This is a genomic window from Ochrobactrum sp. CGA5 (assembly GCF_006345815.1).
GTDB lineage: Bacteria > Pseudomonadota > Alphaproteobacteria > Rhizobiales > Rhizobiaceae > Brucella.
In genome coordinates this window covers 305874-326999 of record NZ_VCIG01000042.1, presented here as the reverse complement: position 1 = coordinate 326999, position 21126 = coordinate 305874, and the positions used below count along the sequence as shown (strand labels likewise).

The window sequence follows — 21126 nt, the reverse complement described above, 5'->3', positions numbered from 1 at the left end:
TCACGCACTCGGTGAAATATGGTTCGCGGATTTAACCCAACCCAAACAAGTAGCCAGGTTGAGTTTGATGATTTCTCAGCTCTTTACCTCGGATAGCCAAGTCCTGAGACGAACGATCATTCCGGTTTGCTGAATCAACAGGGGTGTCTGAACCACAAAGTGTACTCCCGACAAAACAACCGCGCCTGCTGATCGTTGGATGTTCTGTTTTGGGTTACCGATCCTTATCCGCTGCGGCCCTTTGTGCCAGGAAATCGATGACTGCGCGCACGGCGGGAAGCTGTCCACGCTTGTGTGGTGTCAGCATCGTTGTCATCACGCTGCCCGCAGTCCACGCCGGTAATAAACGGACCAACCGTCCATTCCTGACTGCCTGCGCCGAGATCATTTCGGGTAAACAAACAATCCCCAACCCCGACTCGGCAGCCTTTATCAAAGTCATAGATTCATCGGCATAGAACTGTGATCGCGGCACGACTTCTATGGTGCGGCCGTTTGAGTCACTCAACCGCCACGCTTTCATTGTCATCGAGGACATCAGACCGTCGTGCTCGCTCAACGTTTCGGGTGTTGTTGGCTCGCCGCGCTGGGCGATGTAGGATGGCGAAGCTAACAGAGTAATTTGATCCTCACTCAAGCGCCGTTGCAAAAGGTCAGAGTCAGGTAGCGATTCAAAGTGACTGCGAACGGCAATGTCAAATCCCTCCTGCACCAAATCCACGAAGCGGTCCGTCACGTGAAGCTGGACCCTCAGCCTTGGATACTGCCGCGCCAGAAGAGGCAAGCGTTCCGCGAGCTGAAACTGTGCAGCTGGCACTGACGCTGTGATCCGCACCGTGCCGCTTGGTTCAGCCAACCGGCGGTGTACGACGGCTTCGACCGCCTCCGCTTCAATTATCGCGGCGCAAGCATGATCGTAGACTTCACGTCCCAGGTCGGTCAGCGTGAACGTACGCGAGGTGCGGTGTACCAATTGTACGCCAAGTGTTCTTTCCAGGACTGCCACCCTTTTGCTGATCGTGGATTTCGGACAATCGAGCCGTCGAGCTGCTGCAGCGAAGCCCCCGTTATCAACTGCTTGTGTGAAGAAATGCAAGTCGTTGAGGTTAAGCATAGAAGTCTACATTTGTGTACATTGAGTCTCAAAATGACAGTCTTTTAGATAAAAGTCTACGTTTGTAATATGATTCAAGTCAACAAACGGAGATACAAAATGAAACCGATATCCGAACCAATCCTCACCTCCGGCTTTCCGCTTGGCAGTTCTGCTGGCCTCGTCGCTGCCTGCGAATGGCTTGGACAGCCCTATCGCGTTACCCGTGTGGACATGCTTGGGGAGATGCGCACCGAAGCCTACAAACGTCTGAACGGCAGGATGGAAACGCCGGTGCTGATAACCCCTGAAGGTCACGTTCTGACTGAGACGATGGCGATCGTCCTGTGGCTGGAGGCACGTGATACCGAACGCCGGATAAGCTTCGAGCGCGGTACGCCAGAGGCCGACCGCATGCATCAATACATCGCGTTCCTAAACACGAGCTTTACCGGCGCATTCTTTCCGATGTGGGTCGCGCTTGAAGCGGAGGAAGTCACCGAAGGCGAAAAGAGAATCTTGTACAAGATGGGTCGTAGCTTTGTTGCCAAACGCCACGAACAACTCGAAGCGATGATCGGCGACACCGACTATCTGTTAGGCAACGAGCCGACTTTGGCGGACGCAGTATTTGTCGGTGTAGCGCGATGGGCGGATTTCCACCATGCAATCGAGCCGCACGATTATCCGCGCATCCTGCAATTACGCCATCGCCTTGAGGCTGACCCCGCGTTTCGCTTTGCACTGGCGGTCGAAAACGGCGAGCCAGCCACCGGCGGCGGTGCTATGAAAGGGCTTGTTCCGCTTGAAGAGGTGCTGCGAAATACAGGAAGCTTCCTGGCCGCATGAGTTTCAGAAGGGGGCTGCACGCCCCCCTGCCCATCTCTTCGTCGGCGAGTGTTGATCACATAGGAGCAATCCGGCCAGCCCTTGTCATCGCTGTCTTGCTGCTCGCGGCAGCGCTTGCCTGAGACCGAGACTGGATTGCATCTGGATGGTAAGTTCTGCGGGTCAGCTTCGGCGGCAGGAACGCTTTGATCGTGCCTGCAGGAAAGTGTACAATACAAGCTCGTGGGCACATCCAGAATGATTTTTTGCTGAAGTGAAGTAATTGACACTCCAGCCGAGTACGTTTTTTTCCCAATGGCAACCGTTGACCTTTTGCATGACTGCGATAATTCATTAGGGATTGATTGTATGATCATCAGTGAGTGTTAATGATTAGACGCTTTGTAATTAATCCGCCAGTATTCTACGGTTCACTCCTTGTGATCGCCATATTTCTCGCGATAGGAATATTATTCCCGAATAGGTCGTCTGAAATATTCAGCCACATTCAATCAACGGTTCTCGAAAATTTTGGTTGGCTCTATTTATTGTCAGTGGGAATTTTCCTGGCAAGTGTAATACTCTTATGTCTCGGAGAATACGGGCGCCTCAAGCTAGGTCCCGACGACTCCACGCCGGACTTCAGCTTTATTTCCTGGATTGCGATGTTGTTCGCCGCAGGAATGGGCATCGGTTTGATGTACTATGCGGTTGGCGAACCTATGACGCATTTCATGGCGCCACCCACAGCCGAACCGAGAACAGTAGAAGCCACGCGCGAGGCTATGTCAGTAACGTTTTTCCATTGGGGCATTCACGCATGGGCCGTGTATGCAGTCGTGGGGCTATCGCTAGCATACTTCGGCTACCGCTATAACTTGCCACTAACCATTCGCTCAGGTCTCTATCCCGTGCTGAAAGACCGTATCAACGGTCCGATCGGCCACGCCGTGGACATTTTTGCTGTCGTCGGCACAATGTTTGGTATAGCGACCTCACTGGGACTTGGCGTCGCACAGATAAATGCAGGCCTGAATTACCTGCTTGAAGTGCCTATCGGGCTTCAGGTGCAATTACCTCTCATTTTGGCAATTACTGCCTTGGCGACAATATCCGTGGTAACAGGCCTGGATAAAGGCGTCCGAATACTCTCCGAGACCAACCTTATTGTTGCAATTCTTCTTATGATTTTTGTTCTGGTGGTTGGTCCGACAGCTCAGCTCTTCCGGGACTTCGTCCAGAACATTGGCTTGTACCTTGATACGCTGGTGCTTCGGACCTTTAACATATATGCGTACGAGCCGACGCCATGGATTGACGCATGGACACTTTTTTACTGGTCATGGTGGATATCGTGGTCACCATTTGTCGGTATGTTTATCGCGAGAATATCCCGGGGACGCACTGTACGGGAGTTCGTGACAGCCGTATTATTCATACCGGCTGGCTTTACGTTCTTCTGGATGACTGTATTCGGCAATTCCGCAATTTTCATCGACACAACGACAGCAAACGGAAGGCTCGGTGCAGACGTGGCTGCCGATGTCTCCGTAGGGCTTTTCAGGTTCTTTGAGTATCTTCCGCTCACGGGCCTGACCTCTACGCTGGCAGTGCTGCTGGTGGCGATTTTCTTCGTCACATCATCGGATTCCGGCTCGTTGGTTGTTGATTCAATTGCGGCTGGCGGCGAAACTGAAACAACAACCGCGCAAAGAGTCTTCTGGTGCACGCTGGAGGGCATCGTGGCCGCCCTGCTGCTAGTCGCCGGCGGATTAGGAGCGCTACAATCTGCGACGATTGCAAGCGCACTTCCGTTTTGCATCGTGATGCTCGCTCTCGTTTGGTCTCTTTTTAAAGGAATGAGAGCTGATCTGGCGCAGCGAACGGCGAACATCGCCGGACCAGTATCCGTATCGAACCAACCCGGTTCGGGCGTCACCTGGCAACGCCGCCTATCTCTCTTGATGCACGCCCCCTCGGAGAAGGAAGTGGAAATCTTCATTAACACGCAAGTGAAACAGGCTCTCGACGCCGTCGCGGAAGAACTGAACAAGCGTGGTCGTTATACCGAGATCAATCAAGACGAAAACGGTGGCATAAACTTACGATCGCCTGCTGAGGGCGTACGAGACTTTATCTATGGTGTATTGCCTGTTTCTCACAGGCTTCCTTCATTTTCACCAATGATAGTCGGTAAGCCAGAGTTTCGCTTTGAAGCAAGAACCTATTTTTCAAGCGGTGGCCGCGGTTATGATATTATGGGGATGTCGCGGGATCAGATCATCTCCGATGTTCTCATTCAGTTTGAGCGATACCTGAATCTGGTCGTTACCGCGGAGGTACATCTTGTTCATAGTGCACCCGAACACACGACCGAGACTTGAACGGTAATCCCGCGAACGTGATACTGGCCGCAGCCTCGGACTTGAAACCCAGCGCGGCTATCATCGCCATTAGATCTCGCAGATGTACCCGTGAGTATTGACGAAACGCTTGCGCCGGAACCTTCGGACTACTGCGCAGAAACAGGACGCATACAATCGCGTCCTGTTGAGGATCGCGATCAGAATGTTTTGCCGATCTTCAGACCGAACCCGTGGTCCCGATTGTCGTTTCCGAAAGCGGTGCGATAATCGAACCGAACTGTCCAATCCAGGTCGAGCTCCGCATCGAGCGACATTCCGAGCGTCAGGTGGTCACGCCGCGAAGTCTCGATGTCGAGCCAGTAAGGTAGATTAGCAAGGTCGACATAGCCCAGATCGATCCGGCTGGAGCCAGCAAAGTCATGCGTGTACTCAATGCGTCCGCCCGGTGTGAGCGTTCCCCAGCCAGTCTTGAAAGCATAGGCCGCCCGAAGGCCAACGATCCCCGATATCGTGTCAATGTCCTGGTTTCCGTAGCGCAGACCGAAAGCCCCTCCGCCATCCTCTATGAAGCCGTCGAGCCACGTGCGGGAAAGTTCCACCCGGCCATAGGGCGAGACAAGCCATCTTTCGTTACGGAGTTCATAGGATGCGCTCAACGATCCGAAGACCTGTTGTCCTGAGCGGCTGCCTGTGGCGAAGTCACCAGTGGTGGTTATATAGCGATTGCTGTCGAAATCGAGCCAGCTCGCGCCGACGAGCCCATCGATGAAGAATCTATTCGCCGGCTTATAGCTTCCATAAAGCGCGGCACTATAGGCACGCCCGGTATTTTCGGTTCCGTTCGCGCCCACATCCGTGCGATCACGTCCGAACCCGATGCCGAAACCACCGATGAACTTGTCGGAAAAGCGGTAGTCGACGCCACCACTTACGCCGACGAGAGTGCTGTCGAGATCGATGCCGCCTGTATCGCTCTCGCTGAAATCCACAAAACCGCCTGTCCAAATGGCATAGCTTCCCAAGTGCGTATCCCAGCTATCGGGCGCGCCAGATCCGTTCGCCTTGCCTGCGGCAAATCCCGTGCCAGCTGCTCCGCCGGAAGATTGCGGTGCATAGCTGAGAAGACCAGGTATATTGGCTCCGGTTTCGTTCAATGCGCGGACGGCACGATCATTGTCACTCGCCACGTTCTGATTGTAACCCAATCGCACATTCATGCTGTTTCTACGACGGTCGCCTTCATCGTGCAGCTGTTCCAATCGCCCGTTGAAATTGCGGGTCTGCACCTGCGCGAAACGCTTCGCCGTGTCGACCTGCGCCTTCAGCAATCCAATCACTTCGGCATCTTTTGAAGGATTTGGCCGTGCAAGGACCACGAAAGAAATCGTTCCGGGTGCTGAGTTTCCGTATGCGTTCGAGAGTGTGAAGCGAATATCTGCGCCACCCGAGAAGGTCGAGCTGGAGGCGAAGACGAGCAGGAAGTTCTGCCCCTTCTGTTCGATATGTGCAGAACCGGCACCCCTGTCTGAAATATCCACAATTCCGGCCCCCGTAAACGGGCCGCCCGTCGCACCTTCGGAGAGTTCCACGGATGCTGTCTGACCCGCATTTATTTCGATAGTGCGCGACAGGACGGTCGGAGCGGGCAATGCTCGATTGACCTTAACCGTATAGGTTTGTCTGGTCGCCCCGTCCTGCGCCGTCACGACGACAGGAATCTCCGTCGTCCCGATCGCAAGGGCAAGCGGCTGACTGGCGCTGCCCGAAGCAACCGCAACGCCGTTGACGGTAATCGTCGTATTGGGGTCGTCGGCGGTCGGCGTCAGGGTGAGGCTGGCAACGGAATTGGCGACTGCAACGGCATAACCGAACGTAGTCGCATCGAACACTGGATCAAGCTTGCCAAGGCTTGGCGAGAGGCCGGTCAGCAAAGCGTTGGTCGAGGCGGCGCGGACGACGGTAACTGTGTAGGTCCGCAGGGTCGTTCCGTCCTGCGCCGTCACGACGACAGGGATCGCCGTCGTCCCGACCGCAAGGGCGAGTGACTGACTGGTGCTGCCCGAAGCAACCGCAACGCCGTTGACGGTAATCGTCGTATTGGGGTCGTCGGCGGTCGGCGTCAGGGTAAGGCTGGCAACGGAATTGGCGACAGTGATGGTATAGCCAAGTGTGGCAGCATCGAACGCGGGATTGAGCGCGCCAGTACTCGACACAAGACCCGCCAACGATGCGTTGGAGGATCCGCTGCGCATCCAAGGCGTTCCCGACGAGTACGCTGTAATCATCGGATTGCCGGGCGTATCTGTAATCGACCCGTCCGCCAAGACGTCGAGCCGCAATGAGCCGATGCCGGAAATACCGGTGACGCTGACCGTATATGTCACATTATCCGGAGTGGCGACGCCGGTAATGCTCCCTGCGGTACTTCCCGTCGTTGTGAGAACAAAATCCGATGCATCGACACCAATCACCGGCTTTGAGAATGTCACCAGGAAGTCGACAGCAAGCGCGTCCGAGTTCGGGCTGCCATCGACTGCGCTGGAAGTTACCGTTGGCGCGGCGGCGTCAATGAATACACCGCTGGTGCTGCCTATGCCGTTGAGAGTCAGGTCGGCAGGTATGCCGGAGCCGTTTGCAATTGCGCCGCCATTCAGGCCAATGACGCTGCCGACCTGAATGCCATTGAGATCCAGCTGGCCCGGATTGACAAGATATTGGAAGACAAGTGCACTCGACCCGCTTCCGGACACATAGCTGGCATCAACCGTTGTAGCGCCAATTACTACGGAAACGCTTGGCGAACCGCCCGTAGTATTAACGAAAACGGCTTCGTCGAAGTTGACGGTGAAGAAAAGCACATCCCCTGCACGATAGTATCCGTTGGCGGGCACGCTCACGGAACTGACAATCGACGGGACGCCGGCATTAATCTGAAATGAATAGGCCCGGCTACCGCTATGTGGACCGCTGCCAGTACTGCTGTCGGTGGCGGTGACGGTGAAATTAAACGTCCCACCCATCGAAGGGGTACCGGCAAGCACTCCCGCTGAGCTCAGGCTCATACCGGCGGGTAAGGCCCCGGCGGAGACCGTATAGTTGTATGGGCTCGTCCCGCCACTAGCGGTCATAGTTTCACTGTAGAAAACCCCGACTGTTGCGGCCGAAAGACTGGCTGGAGCCAAAGTAATATCGGGTACGGGATCGTCGTTGGCGATGGTGCCCTGCCCCTGAAGATCGCCAGCGACTGCGCCTGCCAGGTTGGTGATGTTGACAAAAAACGTCTCATTGGGCTCGTAGGTCGTATCGCCGTATACATCGACATTGAAGACATAGGTGCTCTGCCCTGCCGATATGCTGGCGCCCACGATGCTGTTTGCCTCGTAGTCCTCACCCGCTGTTGCCGTGCCGTCGGCGGTGGCAATATCAAACGTTACCCCGCCGGGTCCGGCGGGACTGCTGAGCGATATGGTGAACGGTATCGTCGTAGTGCCAGAGTTAGCTTCAGAAAAGTGGACATTGTTAATCGTCAGAGTCGGGATTGCGGGCGGGTTATAAGTAAAGCCACCCGTTTCCGTATCTGTGCCATCGGGTGTCGTCACCGTCACATCCACCGCCCCGGCCGTTCCCGGCGGCGTTACTGCCGAAATAGTGGTGCTACTGTCAACCGTGAAACTCGCAGCAGCCGTGCCACCAAAGGTCACGGCCGTTGCACCGGTTAAGTTCGTTCCGGTTATGACGACCGGCGTACCACCCGAATCCGGACCACTGTTCGGAGAGATGGAGCTGATTGAAGGAGGTGCTGCGTCGTCGTTCAGGATCGTGCCTGTGGCAGTGGAAGGCGCACCGACACCATAACCGGAGCCGGGCAGAACTGTGATTGTAAGCGTTTCGTCTGGCTCCACGGTGGCATCGGAAACCGGATCTATCACCACGATGCCGCTCGTCGAGCCGGGTGGAATGGTTATAGTCAAGGTCCCGCCAACATAGTCGCTACTATCCGCGCTGCCGCTGTAACCGAGATTGACGATAGTGGTTGTCGCCAGGTTCTGGCTGCGTGTGATCGTGTAAACCATGGTGGTTGCGCCGTCCTCATTCACCGCGGAAGGGCTGACGCTTATGGACACTGACGGCGCCGCTGCGACCGTCAGAGTGAAGTTCTCAAGCTCGAAATAGACGCCCGGTCCAGTGCTGGAATCCGTGACACGCAGCACCAGAGGGTAAGATCCTGTTGCGCTGGAGGTGGTACCGCTTAAAAGACCGCTGCTGGATAGGGATATCCCTGTCGGCAAAGCGCCGTTCTCCAGGCTGAAGGTATACGGACCGACACCGCCGCTGGCGCTGATGGTTTGCGAGAACGAGATGCCCTGAATGGCCGTTGCCGATGTCGGAGAAATGGAGATCGTCGGGTTCTGCACCGTACCGGTGTAGCCTTTATCGACAAACTGCCCGATATTGTCGGTCACCCTCACGGTAAACGCGTAACCACCGCGCTGCGTTGGTGTGCCGTTCAGAACTCCCCCGGAGGTTAAGGCGATTCCAACAGGTAGCGATCCAGACTGCAGGCTGTAGGTGTAAGGCGCCGTACCGCCACTGGCCGACAGCGCCTGACTGAATGCCGTTCCCGCTGTCATCGTTGCCAGCGCGCCCGGCGAGACCGTGATGGGCGAGGCCGGCGGATCAATGGTTATGTTGACCGTCACGACCCCCAGGTCGTTATCTTCCAGAAAGAACTGATCGGTCGTCGCCGAATCGCCACTATGAGCATAGGTCACAAACTGCGTGCCGCCACTATTGGCGCCGATGGTCACCGTGCCGTGTTGTGCGAAAGGCGCGATCGGACCGCTCATGCCCCCGTCAAACGGGCCATCACAAGTGCTGACATCGATGTCCACCGACCCACCGTTGGCGACAGTGGCGCTTAAAGCCGAACAGTAGACTGACGACGCGGCTGAAGCAGCAACCGGCATCCAAAGAAGCAAAGCTATCAGAATCGCCCCGATCGACAGGCTTTTTCGGCCCGATACCGGTACCCCCATCTCCACTCCCCCCGTGTTCCCCATTCACGTTAGACGGAGGTATTGGAGTCCCCTCCCCCGAAGAGGGCACCATAAATCTTACTTCAGAAAGTTTGCAAGCAGTTCAGTGCGTAAATCTTACTAATTTATGTTTAGTACCAAACTTATTAGTTGCCGTTAGTCCAACTTCTTGACGGCGAAGCCCTTCTGGTAACCGTACCAAGCGTATCCAATCCGAAGAGTGATCCTTGGCGCAATCTCCTGCCCTTCCCCAGGCTTCAGTACGCATTGCAACACGCCCATGGCGACCGTTCACTCCGGCATTCCCAGCCGCCCTGAGAACGGTTGTTCGGAAGGGCGGCCGGTCTTCGATGGTACTTCGGACGTCAGTTCATGCCGAGCAGCCGTGGCAGGAAAAGCGTGACTTCCGGCAAATAGGTCACGATACCGAGGAAGACGAGCGCAGTGATCAGCCACGGCATGGCCGATTTCGTAACCTCAGTCAGCCCCAGCTTGGATATGGCCGAGCCGACATAGAGGTTGAGCCCAACCGGCGGCGTGCACAGGCCGATTTCCATGTTTACCACCAGCATGATGCCAAAATGGACCGGATCGACACCGAGTTTAACGGCAACCGGATAAAGTATCGGCGCCATAATCAGGACGATGGCGGACGGCTCCATCACCATGCCGATGAACAGCAGGATGACATTCACCATCAGCAGGAAGCCGATCTTGCCGAAGCCGAGGCTGACGATCCAGTCGGAGAGCGTCTGCGGGATCTGCTCCGACGTCAGGATGAAGGCGAACATCACGGCATTGGTGATGATGTAGAGAAGCATTGCCGACATGGCCGCTGAGCTGAGCAGCACCTTCGGCACCTGGCGCAGTGTAATGTCCTTGTAGACCCACACCGCGATGACGAAGGCATAGACTGCACTGACTGCTGCCGCTTCCGTCGGCGTGAAGATGCCGCCATAGATGCCGCCCATGATGATGACGATCAGCATCAGGCCCCAGACGCTGTCGCGGAAGGCACGTCCGCGCTCGCCCCAGGTGGCGCGGTCCATACGCGGATAGCCGTTCTTCCAGGCGCGGTAGATGGTGGTGGTGCCCAGCATCGATGCGAGCATGAGGCCCGGAATGACGCCAGCCATGAAGAGTGTGCCGATCGACGCCGACATGACGGGCTGGCCCTCCGGTCCGGTTACGACCATGCCAGAGGTGGCCACTGCATACATGACCATGACGATAGACGGCGGGATGAGGATGCCGAGACCGCCGGCCGTCGCCACCGTTCCGACGCCGAACTGCGGCGGATAACCCTGCCGGACCATGGCCGGGATCAGGATGGACCCAACGGCCATGACAGTCGCCGGGCTGGAACCGGATATGGCGGCGAAGAGCGCACAGGACAGCACCGCCGCAAGGCCCATGCCGCCATACCAGTGGCCGACCATGGTGGATGCGAAGCGGATCATGCGCCGCGCCACGCCCCCATGAGTGAGGAAGTTGCCGGCCAGGATGAAGAACGGGATCGCCATGATCTCGAACTTCTCGATGCCGGTGAAGAGCTTCAGCGCGATCGAATCCATCGGAATGGACGTGAATGCGAAGAGGAAGGCGAAGACCGTGAGGCCGAGCGCGATGGAGACCGGCATACCGGTTACGAGCAGCACCGCCAGGATTGCGAAAATGATGAGCGCGGTCATCCGTGTGCTCCCTTCGCGAGGTCGTCGGCCTCGTCTTCAAGCCCGTCGACAGCGCCATGGTCGTGATGAGCGATAAAGCCCGTCGTGAGGAAGAGGTAGAGGGCCTGAATGAATCGGAAGCACATCAGCGCCGAACCGAGCGGCACTGCGAGATAGATGATCCACATAGGCATTTCGAGGTCAGGCGAGATCTGGCCACCTTTATGGACGTGATAGACGAAATCCGCGCCGATCCAGGCGATGATCGCCGTGAAGATGATGCCGCCACTCATGGCGATGACGGTGACGATGCGCCGTGCATTGCCCTCAAGCTTTTCGACCAGAATGTCGACGCCGACATGAACGCCCACGCGCACGCCGTAAGCGGCACCGAACTTGGCCATCCAGACGAAGAGATAGATGCAGGCTTCCTGCGCCCAGGTCAGCTTGATCGCGTTGATGGCCTTGAAGGCCGAACGCGCCGACGATTGCAGCCAGGGCAGGTCGTTCGCCCTGCCGACGGCGACCATGTCGGCGGCAAAGCCGATGGAGAAACGGTGGACGACCGCAACGAAGATCAGTGCAACGGCTAAGGCCATCAGCACGGAAATGAGGATTTCTTCGAAGCGGTCGAGGATACGCAGCAACATGGCGAACCTCGCTTTCCTGGGAAATAGGGGTGCGCGTCGAAGCGCGCACCCATGTCGACGGGCAAATGAGCCGCGCGCAGGGTCAGTTCTTGCCGAGCGCAGCGCGCGCTTCGGCGATCAGGTCAGCGCCGATACGGCTCGACATCTCGTCCTGCACCGGGCGAAGGGCATCGATCCATTCCTGGCGCTCTTCATCCGTCAGCTCGTAGAACTCGGTCGTGCCAGCCGCCTTCATCGCAGCGATTGCCGCTTCGTTTTCCTGCTTGGCGATGGAGTTTGCATATTCCGTTGCTTCGGCCATTGCCTTTTCAAGCTCCGTGCGGACTTCCGGCTGAAGCTGCTCCCAAAACGCCTTGTTCACGATCACGGCATAGCCGAGGTAGCCATGGTTGGAGAGCGTGGCGTGCTTCTGCACCTCATGCATCTTCTGGGTATACATGTTGGACGGCGGGTTTTCCGTGCCGTCGACGACGCCGGTCTGAAGCGCCTGATAGACTTCCGAGAAGGCCATGACCTGCGGAACAGCGCCAAGCGCCTGCATTTCGGCTTCCAGAATCTTCGAGGATTGGATGCGCATTTTCAGGCCTAGGAAATCATCCGGCGTGTGCAGCGGCGAGTTGGCCGACATGATCTTGAAGCCGTTATCCCAATAGGCTAGGCCCTTGATGCCTTTGTCCTCGAGCTTGGCGAGCAGCGATTTGCCGACATCGCCGTCAGTGATCTTACGCAGGTCGTCATAGTTGCTCATCAGATAAGGCAGGTCGAACAGTTCGAACTGCTGAACGCCGAGCGGACCGAACTTGGCGAGCGATGGCGCGAGCATCTGCACGGCACCCAGTTGAAGCGCCTCCAGCTCCTCCTTGTCCTTGTAGAGCTGCGAGTTGGGATAGACCTCAACCTTGACCGCGCCGTTGGTATAGGCTTCCGCCAGTTCCTTGAATTTCTGCGCGCCCTTACCCTTCGGCGTGTCGGGGGCGACAACGTGACTGAACTTGATGATCAGCGGCTCGGCAAGTGCTGGCATGGCGGTCGAAAGGGCAATGATGGCGGCACCCGCAAGACGGGTGAAATTGCGACGTGTAAACATAGATTGTCCTCCAGAATGGCGTCGCCCCTCCAGGCGAGTGCCATTTTATTGCCATCTTGCGGAGCGCAGCGCTATTGTGGGAAACCACAATGCGTGACTGGAAAATTGGAGGAGACGCGTCTGAGCGCAAAGGACAAAGATATTACAGCCGAGCCTGGGACGGCGGACCGCCAGACCCGGAAATCCGGTTCGGACCCTTGGGAGCAGGACAAGGCTTTGCCTCGGTGGCGGCGGCTGGATTTTCTCTCGCTCGTGCCGCTGGTCGCAATTGCGACGCTGGCGCTCGGCGTTGCCGCACTCGTGTGGATCGTCGATCGCGGGGAGGAAGCGCAGGCCCGCGTCAAGATAGCGACCGATGCGCTGTGGGTGGAGCAGACCCTTCGCTTCCAACTTTCCGTGCACGAGGATTTGCTTGTCCGCCTCGCGCTGGAACCTACAGAGCCGGCCGCGCAACCGGCGCTGGACGCGCGCATAAAACTCCATATCGCCACCAATCCAGAAGTGCAGTCCGTGACTTGGTACGATGCTTCTGGCAGGGTCAGGCATGCGCTGCCCGGTAGCGGCGCACCACAGGACGCCGCGCTGGTCAACCTCCTTCGCCAGCGCGCCTCCCGAGCGACACGCCCCGTCTATGGCGATATCGGGGAAGACGGTATCGTCTCCATCGGCCTGCCCATGACGGGTGCGGAGGGCGTTGTCTCGGCCACTATCTCTATTCCGATCCTGCTCGAACGGCACGTTCCGTGGTGGATCGCTGAACAATACGGCGTGCGCGTCATCAATGCCTCGGAGGAGACGGTCGCCGCTCGTCAGCGGCTTGAACCGTCCGCCGACAATCCGCGCCATGTCATCAGCTTTGACCCACCCTTGCGCGGCACGCTGCTTCAAATCACGGCCTATGACACGCCGGGTGGCTTCCGCTCGGCGCTACTGCTCGGCACGATCACTGCGCTTGCGGCCTTTGCGATTCTGGCGCTGCTCATCCTCTTCATCAACGCCCGGAGGCGGCGCAATGCGGAACAGCGCCTCAGGGGCGAGACCGCTTTCCGCCGGTCGATGGAGGAAAGCCTGACCGTCGGCCTGCGCGCAAAAGACCACAACGGTCGCATCCTCTATGTCAATTCTGCCTTCTGCAATCTGGTCGGCTGGTCGGCAGAAGAGATTGTCGGGCGCATGCCGCCAATGCCCTACTGGGACTCCTCGCGTGTCGAGGAAACCGTCGAGCGGCAGAAACAGCTTCAGGTCGGCGGTGCCTTCAGCCAGAGCTTTGAGACGCGCTTCCGCCACCGGGACGGCCAGGAGATCGATGTGCAAGTCTATGAGGCCCCGCTGATTGATGCGGGCGGTGTGCATCGCGGTTGGATGGGTTCGGTAATCGATATCACCGAAGCGAAGAAGGCCGCCCGGCGGGCACGGCTGCAGGACGAGGCGATGGCCCGTACCGGCCGTCTTGTAACGCTCGGCGAAATGGCCTCAACCCTGGCGCATGAATTGAACCAGCCACTCTCGGCCATCGCGTCCTACGCCACTGGCATTCTCAATCTGGTCGACCAAGGCAAGATGGACCCAGCCGTCCTGCGCGGCGCGACAGAAAAACTCGCCCAACAGGCAGCGCGCGCGGGTCTCGTCATCCAGCGCGTGCAGGACCTTGCGCGCAAGCGCGAACCACGCTTTTCCCCAACGAAGATCGAGGATGTGATCAACGAAACCGTCTCGCTGCTGGCCGCAGACGCACGCGAGCATCAGGTTCGGCTCGTGCCGGAGATCGCCGCGACGCCGGCGGTTGCCGCCGACCGCATCCTTATGGAGCAATTGCTGATCAACCTCATCCGGAACGGCATGGAAGCGATGGGTGACAGCCGCAGCGGCGACAGCCTGTATATCCGCCTCTTTTCCCGCGACGGTGACACCGTCATCGAAATCATCGATCAGGGCGGCGGCATCAAGCCGGAGATTGAGGGCAGGCTTTACGATGCCTTCGCCAGTACCAAGGCTCAGGGGCTCGGCATGGGTCTCAAGATCTGCCGCTCCATCGTCGAACTGCATGGCGGACAGCTTACCTTCCGCCCCGCAGATGGCGGCGGCACCGTCTTCAGCGTCATCCTGCCGGCGATGAAACAGGAAACAGTACCGCTTGGAGAAGGGCAAGCCGCATGACGGGAACCATTCACATCGTCGATGACGAGGAGGCGATCCGTGATGCGCTCGCCTTCCTGCTCAGCTCGCGGGGGCTTGCAACGCGAACCTGGCCGTCGGGCGAAGCGTTTCTCGCAGCCCAGCCCGTCGAGGACTGCGCCTGCGTCATCCTCGATGTACGCATGGGCGGCATGTCGGGGCCGGAAGTCTTTGAGCGACTTAAGGCGGCGGGGGGCGCGATGCCGGTCATCTTCCTCACAGGCCATGCGGACGTTCCCGTCGCGGTGCGCGCGCTGAAGGCCGGCGCCTTCGATTTCGTGGAAAAGCCGTTCAACGACAACCAGATCGTCGATCTGGCACTCGGCGCCATGGCCGTCCATGCCGCAGGCGCAGCGGACGCCGCCGCTCGCCGGGACCGGGACACACGCAAGGCGACACTTTCCCAGCGCGAGCGCGAGGTGATGCAGCTCATGTTGACGGGCGCCCTGAACAAGCAGATAGCCGATACCCTCGGCATCGCGATGCGCACGGTCGAGGTTCATCGCGGGCGGGTGCTGGCGAAAATGGGGGTGCGGAACGCCATCGAACTGGCGACCCTGATGGGGTCCGTTTCGGCAGAGGACGAAATGGCGCTCTCTCATGAACGGTCCAGGTCTCCCGGAGCCAACTAATCTGCCAGATTGGCTCCACTCTTTCGATTATCACCAAGTGCGAACATGCGTCCTCGGGTGCTGTCCGATTTCATGATACGCGACGGTCTGGCACAATGTCGCAATCAATCGTTTGGTCTCCCGCTAACAGTGGCGCAAGTACTTGGAATAGCATCCGAACGCCATTCGCTCCTCTATAATTGAGGAAGGATTGCGTGAGGCGGGACACGGTAGAGTCGTCGTCATCAATGAGATGCGTGACATTGCGCGGATGATCGAAACGCTCAATCCCGATGTGATCGTCATTGACATCGAAAACACCAACCGGGACATGATGGAACATCTGTTTCAACTGACACGAACCCTCAGCCGTCCGATTGCAATGTTTGTTGATCGTTCCGATACGGCAGTTGAGGCGGGCGTTTCGGCTTATATCGTCGATGGGCTGAAGAAAGAGCGCGTGAAGCCTATTCTCGACATGGCGGTCAGCGCAACTGGTCCGATGCGTCCTACAAGACCTATGTGCGCCCGCTGGCCTTGCCTTGGCCGTACCAGATGGAAGCCTCCAAGCCCCAGCATCAACGCATCGTTCTCAACATCATCGATACGCGCGCAGCGACATCAGAGACTGCTCAGACTGCGGAGCCGGTGAGCATCATACTCCGTGACGCAAGTGGCAGAAGGCCTAATATCGGCATCATCATCACACCGGAAGAGGCCAAAGCAAGCCTTGCAGCAGTTGGTCTGTTGCAGGAAATTGGCCCACAGGAACTCTTATTTTATTACGATCCTATGGCAGGGCACCGAGGTTCGGCCTTTGAGGATTTTGCAACCTTGGCCGCAAAATATATTGGAAGCACTTCGCTTGAAATAGCATTGCCTTGCCAAGCGGCGCTGATTGATGAGACGTCCGCAATCGCTTCTAACATGAAAGCGGCTGGTTTTATCCCGGACGCGATCATTGTCTCACCATCCCCATGCGTCAGAACCCATACGGCAGCAAAACGATGGAAAACCCGAATGGAAAATTCGCAGAAGCATTCGCCTTTGGCTACGCCGCATCTATCTTGGATGCGGAGCTCGACTGCTTGACTCTATCCGCCATAACCGGCCCATTTGGACTCATCGGGCAAGAAAATGAACGCACGCCAACTGGACAAAGGCAACCCATATTCAAATCCGTGAAATCACTATAAAGAATGGCGGGGAAAGTATGGCGTTGTTGTCGTTCTTCTCGTCCAGCATGTGTTCTTGCCTTCGCGGTCCAGGGTGAGCTCTAGCTCGTGAACATTAGCTCTACGATACAAGAAGTTAGCTTCAATCAAAGTATACAAACGACGCTGGATCCTTATACGGTACAATCCTATCCTGGAAACTTTTAGGGATGACAGCACACATTGCGGTACTATCTGATGGGTTTTGTCGCAAGCTCTCGAATGGGAAAAAAGCGTCCTATGTTTGGACGAACTTATGCTACGAGTTCTGCAAAGATTTGAGATGGCTTGCCGTTGATCAGGATGGCTTTGTTCTTGAGGCTCTGCTGCAAAAAGACGCCGTGATCTCGGAGCTGCCAGGCTATATATCCCTAAACTCTTGTCAGGCCAGAGCGCAGTTCCTTGCATCCGAAACCGCACATGGTCGCGTCAGTTCCAGCCTTCATTCTGTATGGTTCCTGTTTACAGAAAATCCTCCCTTATAAAGTTGAATAGTTTCATCTTGTTTTTGTTGATGGTAATCATTACAGGAAACTCAGATTTGGCAGAAATTGGAGATGGGTAGGCGCGCGATGCACAGGATGTTTTTAAGTGTGGGTATATGCGCAATAATCGGTATGCTGGCTACGCCGACCTATGCAGCGTCCACCTCTTATCCGCTTACCATCGAAAACTGCGGCGTGAAGGTGACCTTCGACAAGGCCCCGGAGCGCGCCATTGGACTTGGGCAGAACAGCGCGGAAATCATGCTGCTCCTAGGCCTCGAAGACAAAATGGTCGGCACCGCATTCTGGCCGAACAAGGTTCTTCCACAACTCGCCGAAGCCAATGCACAGGTCAAGGTTCTGACAGTCGAGTTTCCAACCTTCGAAGCCATTCTGGCGCAAAATCCAGACTTCGTCGCAGCCGCGCTGCCAAGCCTGCTGGGCCCTTCGAGTAAAGTTGCTAGGCGTGAAGACTTCGAGAAGGTGGGCGTTCCTAGCTATATCTCGCCGAGCACATGTGTCGCTGAAGGAGCCGCTAAGGACAAGTTCGGATATGGTGACCGATCAAAGCTCTGGAACATGGAGACGCTTTACCAAGAGATTGACGAGATCGCCCGGATTTTTGACGTCAGTGATCGGGGAGATGCCCTGATTGCTGACCTGAAGAAACGTGAAGCTGCACTGCGTGCCGATGCGCCCAAGGACGGAAAAAAGCTGTCCTACGTCTTCTGGTTCTCCAGCCCATCGCCCTCTGCCGACGCCTATTTGGGCGGCAAGAACAGTGCTTCGGGCTTTATTGCCGACGTTCTTGGCGGAACGAACGCGATCACATCCGAGGCTGAATCTCCCGCGCTTGGCTGGGAAAGCATTATTGCTAGCAATCCCGATGTCATCGTCGTTGCGCAGGTCGATCGCAATCGATGGGATCTCGATCAGTCGGCTGCCAAGATCAAGTTCCTGACGACAGATCCCGGCACGAGCCAGATGCCGGCAGTCAGAAACAAGGCGATTGTGGTCATGGACGGTCAGGCCATGAACCCCACCGTGCGCACGATCTACGGCGCTGAACAGATTGCTCAACAGCTGAAAACTCTGGGCCTTAAGTGACAGCCGAAAACATAAACGGTTCATCAGACTTACCACTCCGACGCCTCTGTGCTGCAGCAGGAATCAGTTTGGGGTCGCTTATTGCGATAGCGATCGTGATCGGCATAAGTGTGGGCATTGGAGACATGCCTATCCCGCTGTCAACCACTTATTCGGCTATCACCAATAGACTTGGCTGGACAATGATCCAGCTCAACCCGATCCACGAGACCGTGATCTGGGAGTATCGCTTAAGCCGTGCGCTTGTAGCAGCTTTCTGCGGTGCGGGTCTGGCGCTGTGCGGTGCGATCATGCAGGCTTTGCTGCGCAATCCCCTTGCAGAGCCTTACGTTCTCGGTATCTCTGCCGGCGCCTCAACTGGAGCAGTGGCTGTCGTTATCCTGGGTATCGGGGCAGGAACTGTTTCGCTTTCAGCGGGTGCGTTTGCCGGAGCGTTCGCAGCGTTTCTGTTTGTAGCGCTGCTTTCCAACGGGGCGCGGGGCGGAGCAGACAGAACGATCCTGGCAGGCGTTGCGACATCGCAGCTCTTCAACGCGGCGACCTCGTATATCGTTACCACCTCGGGCAATGCTCAACAGGCGCGAGACGTCATGTTTTGGCTCCTTGGTAGCTTTGGCGGCGTTCGCTGGCCCGAATTCGCCCTCGTTTCTGTCGTCGTCGGCTCGGGCTTGCTCATCGCGATCTCCTACTCCCGCGTGCTTGACGCCTTTGCCTTCGGAGATGAAGCGGCGGCCTCTCTGGGAATTGATGTTGGTCGAACACGGATCATTCTTTTCGCACTTACCGCAGTCATGACCGCTACGATTGTGAGCATGGTAGGCACCATCGGCTTCGTCGGCCTCGTCATTCCGCATGCCGCCCGTTTCGTGGTGGGACCGCTACACGTGAAGCTGCTCCCTGCCTGTGCAGTGACCGGAGCGGTGTTCATGGTTCTGGCTGATATTGCATCGCGCACGCTGATTTCTCAGCAGGTATTGCCGATCGGCGTGGTCACCGCACTTGTGGGCGTGCCCTTCTTCTCTATCATTCTCTACAGGCTGCAGCGGGCGTCATGAGTATAACGGCGAACAATCTGGTCTGGAAAATCGGATCAAAGACCATTGTTGATGGGGTCTCCCTCGTCGCCAAACCCGGCGAAATGTTGGGAGTGCTCGGCCCGAATGGCTCCGGCAAGACATCTCTGCTTCGTCTTCTGGCCGGACTTAAGCGACCCCTTAAGGGAGAGATTCTGCTTGATGGGGAAGACATCCGCGGGCTGCGTCGCAAAGCAATAGCGCAGCGCGTAGCATTCGTCGAACAGCATGCCACCACCAACGCCAATCTCCGGGTAATAGATGTCGTCCGGCTCGGTCGCTTCCCGCACAGATCGATGTTTTCTGGATGGAGCATCGCCGATGATGCTGCCGTTAACGAGGCGCTCGACCGAACTGAAATGACCGTCAAGAGAAATGATTCATGGCAGAGCTTGTCGGGAGGAGAAAAGCAACGGACCCACCTCGCCCGAGCACTTGCCCAAGCACCCAAAGAGCTGATCCTTGATGAACCAACCAACCATCTGGACGTTCATCATCAAATCAGTCTTCTTCGCCTCGTCTCTGATCTTTCAGTTGCCTGTATCATTGCGCTGCACGATCTGAATCATGCTGCGATGTTTTGCGATCGATTACTTATCATGCAGGCAGGAAAACTCGTCGCGTCCGGGAAACCCGACGAGGTGCTGACACAAGACTTGCTGAGAGATGTCTTTTGTGTAGAAGCACACGTATCGTCCTCGCCTTATCACGGTAGGCCACATCTTCATTTCGTGCGGTAATCACGATTGGCTGGGCGGACTCTGCTGGAAGGTTTATCCTCGACGCATCCAACGCGAGAATGCCTCACGTGACACCGGTGGGCACTGGGTGGGGCTTTGTATGCAGCGATCAGTCGCCCGTCACGAACAGGTTCCGGTATTTGGCGGCCATGCATCTCGCCGACTTGCTGATGCGGCGGCTATTTCTTATCATTCCCCGCAAAAGCAGCCGTGAGACCAAGGCCGATATAAACGAGGCCACTAACCCAACGCTCCGCTTTCAGATAAGCAGGCCGACGCTTCAACCATTTGGCGACTGTTCCTGCTGCAAGGGCATAGGAGCTGTCTGTCAGGACACCAATCATCGTGTAGATGATCCCAAGAACCGCTATCTGCATTGCGACAGAACCTCGACCGAGGTCGACAAACTGCGGCAGAAAAGCCAGAAAGAACAGCGCTGTTTTCGGATTGAGAAGGCTAACGATGAAGCCCTCGCGAAAGAGACGAAGGCGGCTTCGCACAGGCAAGCCGTTTTCCACGTCGGAAAAGTCCGAGTGGCCAAAAAGCTTCTTCAGGCCGAGCCAAATCAAGTAGGCAGCACCGGCGTACTTTACAGCGCTGAAGCTAAGCGCAGATGATGCGAGGAGTGCGGACAAACCTATCGCAGCTGCGGCCACATGAACCAGTGTGGCCGCATGGATGCCGAGGATCGAAACAAGTCCAGCCGAGCGACCCTGCTCAACGGAGCGCGCAAATATGTAAAGAACCGCTGGGCCCGGTACAAGAAGCAGCACCAGTGTGGCACTGACGAACAGGCTGAGATTGGTTGCACTGGGAACTGCCATATCCATGTTGTCTTACTCCGCGCTATTTCTGACTGCTTCGTCATCCGCAAAATTACAGAGATCGAGATGGCTATGCATTTGTGTGATTGCACAGTGTCCGTCAGAAAGCGGGATTTTTCCTGCCTCGCTTCAAGAACATCAATCGGAATGTCAGGCTTCGATCCACA

The 21126-nt window shown here is 56.8% G+C and carries 14 protein-coding genes and 1 pseudogene; 9 read left to right on the top strand and 6 right to left on the bottom strand.

Annotation, left to right across the window (positions count from 1 at the left end):
- Positions 1-214: 214 nt before the first annotated feature.
- A complete protein-coding gene (locus tag FJQ48_RS19795; protein WP_139976626.1) occupies positions 215-1114 on the bottom strand; it encodes a LysR family transcriptional regulator in 900 nt (299 codons plus the stop codon).
- A 99-nt stretch (positions 1115-1213) separates the two neighbouring features.
- Here FJQ48_RS19795 and FJQ48_RS19790 point away from each other — a divergent pair, with 99 nt between their 5' ends.
- Positions 1214-1942, top strand: coding sequence for a glutathione S-transferase family protein (locus FJQ48_RS19790; protein WP_139976625.1), 729 nt, complete (start codon positions 1214-1216; stop codon positions 1940-1942).
- 368 nt (positions 1943-2310) lie between these two features.
- A complete protein-coding gene (locus tag FJQ48_RS19785; RefSeq protein ID WP_139976624.1) occupies positions 2311-4305 on the top strand; it encodes a BCCT family transporter in 1995 nt (664 codons plus the stop codon).
- Between the two features lie 179 nt (positions 4306-4484).
- On the opposite strand, the gene FJQ48_RS19780 is transcribed toward FJQ48_RS19785, so the two are convergent.
- The 4 genes from FJQ48_RS19780 to FJQ48_RS19765 all read right to left on the bottom strand — a co-directional run bounded on the left by FJQ48_RS19780 (position 4485) and on the right by FJQ48_RS19765 (position 12667).
- Positions 4485-9323 carry an autotransporter domain-containing protein gene (locus FJQ48_RS19780; RefSeq protein ID WP_180350261.1) on the bottom strand — a complete coding sequence of 1613 codons (4839 nt, stop codon included), beginning with the start codon at positions 9321-9323 and terminating at the stop codon, positions 4485-4487.
- A gap of 365 nt (positions 9324-9688) precedes the next feature.
- Positions 9689-11014 (bottom strand): TRAP transporter large permease subunit, encoded by a 1326-nt coding sequence (locus tag FJQ48_RS19775; RefSeq protein WP_139976622.1) that lies wholly within the window; start codon positions 11012-11014, stop codon positions 9689-9691.
- Entirely contained in the window at positions 11011-11643 is a 633-nt protein-coding gene (locus tag FJQ48_RS19770; RefSeq protein ID WP_139976621.1) for a TRAP transporter small permease, read from the bottom strand. The genes FJQ48_RS19775 and FJQ48_RS19770 overlap by 4 nt, the downstream gene beginning before the upstream one ends.
- An 82-nt stretch (positions 11644-11725) precedes the next feature.
- Positions 11726-12667, bottom strand: coding sequence for a TRAP transporter substrate-binding protein (locus FJQ48_RS19765; protein ID WP_247870430.1), 942 nt, complete (start codon positions 12665-12667; stop codon positions 11726-11728).
- 111 nt (positions 12668-12778) lie between these two features.
- Between FJQ48_RS19765 and FJQ48_RS19760 the strand changes: the two genes are divergently transcribed.
- The 7 genes and pseudogenes from FJQ48_RS19760 to FJQ48_RS19725 all read left to right on the top strand — a co-directional run bounded on the left by FJQ48_RS19760 (position 12779) and on the right by FJQ48_RS19725 (position 20135).
- The gene (locus FJQ48_RS19760; protein ID WP_210236269.1) at positions 12779-14887 is read left to right on the top strand and encodes a PAS domain S-box protein; all 2109 of its coding nucleotides are present in this window, start codon (positions 12779-12781) and stop codon (positions 14885-14887) included.
- Positions 14884-15537 carry a response regulator gene (locus FJQ48_RS19755; RefSeq protein ID WP_139976618.1) on the top strand — a complete coding sequence of 218 codons (654 nt, stop codon included), beginning with the start codon at positions 14884-14886 and terminating at the stop codon, positions 15535-15537. The genes FJQ48_RS19760 and FJQ48_RS19755 overlap by 4 nt, the downstream gene beginning before the upstream one ends.
- Positions 15538-15700: 163 nt before the next feature.
- Positions 15701-16006 (top strand): annotated as a pseudogene (locus tag FJQ48_RS19750) (two-component system response regulator); the annotation flags it as partial.
- An 894-nt stretch (positions 16007-16900) separates the two neighbouring features.
- Positions 16901-17215: a hypothetical protein gene (locus FJQ48_RS19740; RefSeq protein ID WP_139976617.1), complete on the top strand. Its 315-nt coding sequence runs from the start codon at positions 16901-16903 to the stop codon at positions 17213-17215.
- 87 nt (positions 17216-17302) lie between these two features.
- Positions 17303-18322, top strand: a complete 1020-nt coding sequence (locus FJQ48_RS19735) for an ABC transporter substrate-binding protein (protein WP_139976616.1) — start codon at positions 17303-17305, stop codon at positions 18320-18322.
- 62 nt (positions 18323-18384) lie between these two features.
- Positions 18385-19377 (top strand): iron chelate uptake ABC transporter family permease subunit, encoded by a 993-nt coding sequence (locus tag FJQ48_RS19730; RefSeq protein WP_139976776.1) that lies wholly within the window; start codon positions 18385-18387, stop codon positions 19375-19377.
- Positions 19374-20135, top strand: a complete 762-nt coding sequence (locus FJQ48_RS19725) for an ABC transporter ATP-binding protein (protein ID WP_139976615.1) — start codon at positions 19374-19376, stop codon at positions 20133-20135. Before FJQ48_RS19730 ends, FJQ48_RS19725 begins: the two co-directional genes overlap by 4 nt.
- 179 nt (positions 20136-20314) lie before the next feature.
- Here FJQ48_RS19725 and FJQ48_RS19720 read toward each other — a convergent pair whose 3' ends face one another.
- A complete protein-coding gene (locus tag FJQ48_RS19720; protein WP_139976614.1) occupies positions 20315-20965 on the bottom strand; it encodes a LysE family translocator in 651 nt (216 codons plus the stop codon).
- Positions 20966-21126 lie beyond the last annotated feature (161 nt).